This is a genomic window from Gordonibacter sp. (genome assembly GCF_036667095.1).
Classification (GTDB): Bacteria; Actinomycetota; Coriobacteriia; order Coriobacteriales; family Eggerthellaceae; genus Gordonibacter.
The window spans coordinates 1-8889 of record NZ_JAVWUP010000108.1 but is presented as its reverse complement, the minus strand read 5'-3'; the positions used below and the strand labels follow the sequence as shown (position 1 = coordinate 8889).

General features: G+C 62.2%; 7 protein-coding genes. All 7 read right to left on the bottom strand.

From position 1 onward, the window contains the following. Positions 1–142 precede the first annotated feature (142 nt). A complete protein-coding gene (gene hisS, locus RR842_RS09655; RefSeq protein WP_332729601.1) occupies positions 143–1507 on the bottom strand; it encodes a histidine--tRNA ligase in 1365 nt (454 codons plus the stop codon). A gap of 74 nt (positions 1508–1581) precedes the next feature. Continuing rightward, on the bottom strand, positions 1582–4368 hold the full coding sequence (locus RR842_RS09650) for a tetratricopeptide repeat protein (RefSeq protein ID WP_332729600.1): 2787 nt from the start codon (positions 4366–4368) through the stop codon (positions 1582–1584). Between the two features lie 191 nt (positions 4369–4559). Beyond that, a complete protein-coding gene (locus RR842_RS09645) occupies positions 4560–4940 on the bottom strand; it encodes a NifB/NifX family molybdenum-iron cluster-binding protein (protein ID WP_332513819.1) in 381 nt (126 codons plus the stop codon). Between the two features lie 191 nt (positions 4941–5131). Further along, complete coding sequence (locus RR842_RS09640; protein WP_332513821.1) at positions 5132–5566, bottom strand: PadR family transcriptional regulator; 435 nt, start codon at positions 5564–5566, stop codon at positions 5132–5134. 268 nt (positions 5567–5834) lie between these two features. Then, on the bottom strand, positions 5835–7202 hold the full coding sequence (locus tag RR842_RS09635; protein WP_332513823.1) for a DHA2 family efflux MFS transporter permease subunit: 1368 nt from the start codon (positions 7200–7202) through the stop codon (positions 5835–5837). A gap of 143 nt (positions 7203–7345) precedes the next feature. Next, entirely contained in the window at positions 7346–7903 is a 558-nt protein-coding gene (pth, locus tag RR842_RS09630; RefSeq protein WP_332513825.1) for an aminoacyl-tRNA hydrolase, read from the bottom strand. A 6-nt stretch (positions 7904–7909) separates the two neighbouring features. Next, positions 7910–8875 carry a ribose-phosphate pyrophosphokinase gene (locus RR842_RS09625; RefSeq protein ID WP_332513826.1) on the bottom strand — a complete coding sequence of 322 codons (966 nt, stop codon included), beginning with the start codon at positions 8873–8875 and terminating at the stop codon, positions 7910–7912. Positions 8876–8889 lie beyond the last annotated feature (14 nt).

Below are 8889 nucleotides of genomic sequence, written 5' to 3'. Positions count from 1 at the left end.
AGTTTTATTCTAGCACGCACGAAGGATTCTCACTATAGCTTCATACAAGCAATAACCCCGAATCAATTGGCTCCTAGAACCCTTGCGGATCCAGGAGCCTTCGCTTCGATACGTATTGAGGTGCACGCAGCGTGTGCAGAGCCTATTCCTCCGAAGCGCTCTTCAACATGCTCGAGAAATCCCCGTCGAAGGGCTGGTTGCCGAAACGGGACAGGAGCGACTTCATAGCCGCAAGCCCTATCGCATACTCCTCGTGGGTGGCCATATTGCGTACCGTAACGGTACCCGCGGCCAACTCGTCGGGACCAAGCACGATCACCTGGTCGGCATCGAGCTTGTCGGCTAGCTTGAACTGGCTCTTCAGACTGCGGTGCTGATGGTCCATCTCGACGGTCAGGCCGGCATTGCGAGCCGCTTGCACCAACGAGAACGCCTCAGGCCGCACCGAGTCGTCCACGCAGGCCACAAAATAGTCGCATCGCTGCGCACGGGGGAACTCGTAGCCCGCCGCCTCCAATGCGATAACACAGCGCTCGTAGCCCAGCGCGAAACCGAAGCCCGGCGTGGGGCGGCCGCCCACCTCCTCGGCCAGCTTGTCGTAGCGCCCGCCGCCGCCGATGGCGTTCTGGCTTCCCATGCCCTCCGTCACCTGCACCTCGAACACCGTGCGGGTGTAGTAATCCAAGCCACGCACCAGTTTCGGGTCCTCCTCGAAAGACAGGCCTTCGCCCACCAGGTACTGCTTCACCGTGCCGTAGTGATCGCGGCAGTCGCCACACAGGTGGTCGGTGATCTTGGGGGCATGCGCCATGACGGCTGCACAGCCGGAGTTCTTGCAGTCGAACGCACGCAGCGGGTTTGTTTCCGCACGACGCTTGCATTCGTCGCACAGCTCGTCGGCGTGGGCATCCATATAGGAACGCACCGCATCACGATAGGCCGGACGGCACACGTCGCATCCCATCGAGTTCACCAACAGACGCATAGATTCTACAGGAATGCCGATAGCCTCGAAGAACCGCATGAGCATGATGATGCTCTCCGCATCCACGCTGGGGTCTTCCGCACCCAGGCACTCGACGCCCACCTGGTTGAACTGGCGTTGGCGGCCTCTTTGCGGACGCTCGGCGCGAAACATGGGACCCGCATACATCAGCTTGGCCGGTGCGGCCCCCTGCGGTACCAAATCGTGCTGAACCACGGCACGCACCACGCCGGCCGTGCCCTCGGGGCGCAACGACAGGCGGCTCTTCGCCTTGATGGTGCCACCGCCCAGCAGCGTCTCGAGGTTTTGCCCCGACACCGCCGTAAACATTTCCTTGGACACTACGTCGGTCGCCTCGCCGATACCGCGCACGAACAGGTCAGTCTGTTCGAACAAGGGCGTCTCAATAGGCACGTAGCCAAAGCGGCCGAACACCTCGGCAGCCGTCGCCTTGAAATACGTCCAGAACTTCGACTCGTCGGGTAGCAGGTCTTTTGTTCCTTCGGGGGCTTGCAGCGCCATGATGGTTCCTTTTCGTTGTGAATTCAATACAAAACGCCTGTCGTACTATTGTAGCGCAGTCAAACCAAGGGAGCCTAACTGCCTTCGAGGGAACGCATCACACTCACGAGCGCATCGTCGGGACGGTAGCGCAAACGCAAGGACAGCAGGTTGTGGGCAACGGGGAAAAGGCCAGCATCGACTGCCGCTGCCGCACCGGCGCTGAGCAGGTCGACCACCGCGTTCGTCGGCGCAACAACAATGCCAGCAGCCTCCAGCTCCCCGTCGACGTCGTCGCGGTCGATGGGCTCGATGCCCTGCTCGTCAACAAGGCCCTTGAGCTCAGCCATGGCCTGCAGCGCAACAACCGGCGCGACCATAACCGACTTCAGATAGCACGCGGCACCCACCTGATGCCTGCCCGCCTTCCACAGCGCATAGGCAAGCTGATAGTAGGCTATGGCGATGTCGCTTTGCTGGGTTGCCACACGCAGACACGATTCCAGCACGGCAATGGCGTTCTCCATGTCGCCCACCAGCATATAGGCACGACCGAGTTGCCGGTAACCCGCCGCCGTGGCCGGAGCCAGCTCGATAGCGCGCCGCCCATAGCGCAGCGCATCGTCAACGCGGTCGAACGAACGCTCAAGCAGGCTGACAATCTCCAAATGACAGAGATAGAACGAGTCGGAAGCCAGAAGCACGCGCTTCTGGCTGTCTGCCGCGGCGCACGCCTCAAGTGCAGGCTCGGATAACGCCGGGATCGACGGCCCAGAGCCGTCCTTCGCTGCCTGGCGCGCACGCTCGTAGAGCACACGCGACGCGTACGAGTCGAACGAGCGGTACACCGTTGTCGCCCCGTCCACGAACCCATCGAGCGCCGCGGCTTCGGCAACGGCGTCCATGAGCACCCCCACCGCCTCCTGAGGGTTACCTTGGGCAAGGCCGCGAGCGCGGTTGAGCGCCGCAAGGCAGCGGTCCTCCCCGATGAAGCAGCTTACCACTGCGTTCTGGTCGCCCATGTCAAGCGAGCCTTCGGCCAATGCCGCCATAAGACGCAGGCAAGCGGCAACCGCCGCATCATCGCCCCGCTCTGCGGCGGCTTCCTGCTCTTCACGCACCGCTCTAATAGCCTCGGTCGCCGTCGCCGTACCTCGGACGCGCTCTGCCAACACCTCACCGAGATGCCTCCGATGTCCGTCAGCCACGATGCGCAGACCGCTTGCGCGGTCGACTCCCAACGCAGCACACGCCGCCGGGGACAGAGTCATATCCTTCGTTTCCGGAAGGGCATGCCGGAGCTTCGCCGAAGGAAGAGCCTCCACCGGCGCAAACGGATCGGCATCAGGTACGTCGATCATCGCGCCGCACGAAGCGAGCAAGGCCGCGGGATCGCTTTCCAACGCTGCGCGGAACCTTCCGGACGCATCGTATGCCTGCCGAGTGAGCGTCACCTGGAAATAAGCGGGGCTCGTCTCGCTCGGAGGGAACTCTCCACCCGACGCGCCCCCTATCTGTTTGCCGCCCTCGCCCTGCCCGTCCAATTCAACGGCGCGCCGCAACGGCCGAGCAGCCACGTCGACCCGCTGTACCGAGGGCGATGCCTCGAAGGCGAGGGCAGCAAGCGCCAAGGCGAAACGCATGGCATAGCGACGCGCCTGCGCATCACGCTCCGCATCGGTTGCGGCAACCCATCCAACCCCCGTCGGAGCGTCGGATGCACGCTGCTGCGGCATCAGCGAGGCATCGGGCACCGTCAGCGCAAAAGCAACCAGGCCTGCCTCCACATCTTCGCGCAAGGCGACCTCGATGCGCAGCGGAACCTTGAGGCGCTCGATCGCGGCGGCCATGCCACATCGCACCGCCCATTCTCCGTCGACAGCCCCTGCCGGCACCTGAGCAGGTAGGTCCCAAGACAGCGGCTGCGCACCGGCCGATTCCACCAAGTACGCGTCCCAGCGAATGCAATCGGCTTCGGTCGCCGCAGAAGCTTGCTCACCGAACGCCTCTTCGATGAGGAGAAACCGATTGAGAGCAGCTTCGAGGGCCCACACAGAGCAAAGCTCGACAGGAGCTTCCGCATTCTCGTGCACCACGTAGAACGTGTTTGCATAGCGGGCGGTGCGCACCAAACGAAGGGCGTCGTCGGGCACCGCGGGCGCAGACAGGGAACCGAGTCCCGCCTCATCAAGCCAGCGAGCAAGGAGGCGTGCGAGAGCCGGCGGGTGCACGACCGGATCGGCCTCGACGCGCTGCACCGTAGCGCAAATGCAACGCAAGCCCTCCAGCAGATGTTCGCTGCGCAGACATTCGTGAACGAAACCTATGCCGCGCGTCGGCACCTCGCCTGCCCCCTGCGCCGGCCGCAACACGAACGCGAAGTAAGCACGGGCAAGCGCATCATCGTAAGAGAGGTCCGCGCCGTGGGGCCCGAAATCGAACCACGAGTCAAAGAACGCATAGCGGCCCTGCACGCAGGTGTACCGGGCCACCTCGCGCATATCCCCGCCCGCCGCCTGCACCCGCACGAAGCCCTGCTGATCGCGCCGTGGTTCCTGCTCGGGAAAGTACGCAAAATCAACGTCCGGCATGCGGGCAGGCGGAGACACCAACGGCTCATCCGTCGTAAACACGCGGGCGAAGCGATCCACGTAAGCGACTATGCGGAACTCGCGTTTCCCGATGAATTCCACCAGATAACGGTCATTCTTGCTCGGAGACGCGCAGGCACCGGATATCCAACCGTAAGATCGCACCGAAGAGGCGGATTCCCCGAGACTCGTCGGCACCACCGCATCGGCCAACACGCGGCGCGAAGAGCCGAGCAGCGACGCTGCCGCCGATACCGTATACGTCTTTCCCTGCTGGCCAACCTGCTGCACGCGTGCTCCTTTCATTTCCTCAGCAGCATAGCATGAGGCCTCGGCTCTTGCAGGAAAAACGCCGAACCATCGTGGCCCGAAAAGCCGTGCACGCAAAAACGCCCCGCGATGCAGCCGAAGCTGCGACGGGGCGCATACCTACGAGCACGCATACAAAACAGCGGTCTCGGGAACCTCTGGACAAGCAGGTCCTAGTGATGGTGGCTGCAGGCGTTGTCCGTACTCATGATCGGCACCTTGCCGGCTGCCACGAGTTGGGCAACCTCGCCGACGTTCGGCGTCTGGTTCTCGAAGTACACGGTGATCCCCGCTTGGTTGAATCCCATGAGCGGGCGCATGCCCATACCGGCAGCCACGATGGCATCGACCCCCGCATCGGCAAGCAAGCCCACCGGACGCAGGCAGCCGCCCTCCTCGTGCGGCGGGTTAGCCAGCTCAGACGAGCCCTTGACCTCGCCGTCCACGATATCCACGATAGTGAAGCAATCGGCGTGGCCGAAGTGTTCCGAACGTTCCGACCCAAGATCGGCGGCGCCCATCGTCGGCACGGCAAGCTTCAACGTTTCTCCCATAATGATCCTTCTTTCCTCAGAACCCCCAGGTTCCGATATCTTCACCCGGGGCTGCGAAGCCCCGGTACAGCAACCTAGCATTGCTCCAATCGCACGCAAAGCCGAACAAGACCCCGCGACATGACCTCTAACCCAGCAAACCGAACCGATCCGCGCCGTCTCTCAACAGCAGCAAACCGAGCTGGCCGGTACTATCCTTCAGTGCCGGGCAGCAGGGGCGAGCGCCCCGCCTTTGCAAGGCCACCGTCCAGCAAGCCTACCAGCAACTCATCGAGCCGCTGACGCGTCCGCAAAGCGTCCAGCCATCGTTCTGCCAACTCCATGCCCTGCTCTGTCAGCTCATATTCGCGCCGACGGGGACCGGAGCCCTCCTCGCACCAACGCGAGGCCACGGCACCTTCATCTTCCAGCCGACGCAGCGAACGGTACAAACCGCCCACATCCACATCGATCTCGCCGTTGGTCATGTCCAGGATGGTCCGGCGCATGTCGTAACCGTAACCATCGGCATAGAGCAAGGCCGCCAGCGCCGCAGGTTCCACCAAGGCACCGCCGCCCCCACCGCGTCGCCGGCAACAAGGCTGCCGTCGCGCACCCTCGCCACAATCACCTTGCGGCATAGGCATCGCCCCTTCCTTCGCACATACACTCCTCAGCGTCGCCTTTACCCGCATGCGCCAGCCTTCACGCATATTCGGACACGGAGGTCATCGTGTGCCCCTTCGGTTCCCACGTGCGGGACTTTGCACCTTCGCCTTCGACGCCATCTATATGACATAAACATATATACTCCTAGAGCATCTATGTTGTCAACATATATGTTCAAAAAAGGACTATTACGTCGAACTGCGAGCAAAAAATCAGCCAGCCTCTTGCCCAGAAGGCACAAGCAGGTCAGCGCACCTTGAGCGCGATAAACGCGAACGTGGCCACCGCGAACGCAGCCGAAAAAGCGAATGCCAGCTGGAACGGCAATGCCGGAGCCGCTCCCGCGCCCCCACCGACCGCAATGAGCAGCACCATAGCTGAAGTGCCCAGAGAGGCGCACGCCTGTCGCCCTGCGATAGAAAACGAGCTGCCATCGGTAACGGTACGACCCGGTAGTCCCGCAAGGCTCCACGAGATAAGCGGCCCCATCAGACCCGACACGCCGAAGGCGCGTACGGCCTGGCAGAGCATGGTCACCATAAGCGGCGTGCTCTCGTCCAGAAACACCATGAGCACCGAGCCTACCGCCAGCAACGCACCCGACACGAACACAACCGGACGAATGCCGAAGCGGTCGGCGAGCACACCCGCCAACGGGTTCAAGAGCAAGGCCGCCAGCGTGCCGGGCAACAAGACGATGCCTGCGTCAAGCGCCGTTCCTCCGCACAGCTGCTCCACGTACAGCGGAATAACCAGCGTCACGCCCATAAACGACGCATGCAGCAGGCACAGTACGGCAAAGCCGATCGTGTACTGGCGCGAGGCAAAGATCTCCATGTTGATAAGCGGATCATCGATACGCTTCTGCCGCCGCACGAACAGCACCAGAAACATCGCGCCCAACGCAAGCGGCGCCCACACGAAGGGGCTCGTAAACGAAAAACTGCTGGCCTGCGAGAAGCCCAGCAACAACCCGCCGAAGCCCAACGCCGAGAGCATGAAGGAAAGTGTGTCGAACCGCGCTGTGCGGTCGGCCTCGCCGCCGCGCACGAGCAGCGCCGTAGCAAAAGCCAAGACCACGACCGCCACCAACAGCACGAAAAAGAAGCTGCGCCAGCCAAACGAGAAGCTTAAAGCCCCGCCGACCGTAGGGCCGATATTCGGCGCGAAGCCCATCGCAATACCTGCGATGCCCATAGCCGTCGCACGCCGTCCTTCGGGAAAGCGCGTCATAGCGATAGTTTGCATGAGGGGAAGCAGAAAGCCCGCCGAAACCGCCTGGCACACACGCCCCGCCAAAAGCATGGCGAAGTTGGCGGCAAAACCTGCGGCAAGTACACCTACCAGGAAAAAGGCCAGGGCTATGAACACATGTTGCCGCGTCGAGAACCGCCGAGACAGGTAAGTGGCCGCCGGTACCGTAATACCCAGCATCAGCATGTAGCTGGTGGTGAGCCACTGCCCCAAGCCTACCTCCAGCGAGAACTCGTCCATGATCTCCGGTAGCATAGCGTTGACCGCCGTTTGGGAAAGGTTGCCCAGCGCCGAGGCCAGCATGACGATAGCGAACAGCGCATACACCCGCGCCCGATCGCCCTTCAGAATATTCCCCATGCATGCCTCCTACCCTTTGCCTGCAAGCAGTATATCCCTTTGCAACTGGCCAGCAGCAGCGAAAAACGGCCGCATCCTGCTGAAACGAACACGGGCGCCCTTATCGGACGCCCGCACAACAAGTCATCAAAGAACCCTGCCCGCTAATTGAAAGCCTGCTGGGTCTTCTCCAATCCCACCTGCACCAACGAGAGAGCCGCCTGCGACCCAAGGCCAACAGCCTGGACGAAATCGTCAGCCGCTTCTTTTTTGGGAAGCGACAGCACATAGTCTGCCACGTTCATGCGCCCCGGCGGGCGGCCGATGCCCACGCGGACGCGCAGCCAGTCGCGGGTACCTAACTTGTCGCAGATAGAACGCAGGCCGTTGTGCCCCGCATGCCCGCCGCCATGCTTCGCGCGCACCGTGCCGGGGTCGATATCCAGTTCGTCGTGGATGACGATAAGCTGTTCTGGACCCACTCCATAGGCGTTCATCAGCTGTTTCACTGGCCCACCCGAGGTGTTCATGAAGCTCTGGGGCTTCGCCAACACCATGTCGTGGTCGCGGTAGACGCCTTTCGTCGTGAGCGCGCCGCACTCCGTCTTCCAGTAGCGCGCACCCACCTCCTCGGCAATGGCGTCCACGGCATCGAACCCGGCATTATGCCGCGTATGCGCATACTCCTCGCCCGGATTCCCCAGGCCCACGATCAGATACATGGCAACCTATTCGAACAGCGAGGCAACGCTGCCGTTGCTGTACACGTTGCTGATGGTTTTGGCGAACAACGGGCCAACGGAAAGCACCTTCACCTTGCCGGTCTGGCGGGCAAGCGGCACGGGAACCGTGTTCGTAACCACCACTTCCTCGATGGACGAATTCTCGATGCGCTCGTACGCCGGGCCGCTGAACAGGCCGTGCGTGGCGCATGCGTACACCTGCGAGGCACCCTTGGCCTTCAGCGTGGAGGCCGCCGCAACCAGCGAGCCGGCCGTGTCGATCATGTCGTCGTTCAAGATGCAGATCTTGTCCGTCACGTCGCCGATGAGCGCGGTGATCTCGGCCTGGTTGTGCTTGGGGCGATCCTTGTGCATGATAGCGATGTCGCAGTCAAGAAACGTGGAGAACTTCTTCGCAGCCTTTGCACGTCCCACGTCGGGCGACACCACGCACAGTTTGTCCTTGTCCATTCCCATGCTCTTGAAGTAGTCCACGAAGATGGGCATGGCCGTCATATGGTTCACCGGCAGGTCGAAAAAGCCCTGGATGGCATCCTGATGCAAGTCGATCGTGATGACGTTGTCCACGCCTGACGCAGCCAGCAAGTCGGCCACCAGCTTGGCGGTGATGGGCTCGCGCGGCGCAGCTTTGCGGTCTTGGCGCGCATAACCGTAATGAGCCACGACCGCCGACACGGAACGAGCCGAAGCGCGCTTGGCGGCATCCGTCATGATGAGCAGCTCCATGAGCGCATCGTTCACGTCGAAGCCCTCGACACCGCACACGGATTGGATGAGAAACACGTCGGCACCGCGGACGCTTTCCTGGTAACGCGCATAGATCTCGCCGTTTGCAAACTTCTCGAGTTTGACGTTGCCGAGCGAAGCGTTCAGATCCTTCGCGATCTCGTCGGCAAGCTCGGGGTTAGCCGAGCCCGAGAACAAGGCCATACTCTTCTGCACTTCCGTCATGTTGCGTGCTCCTT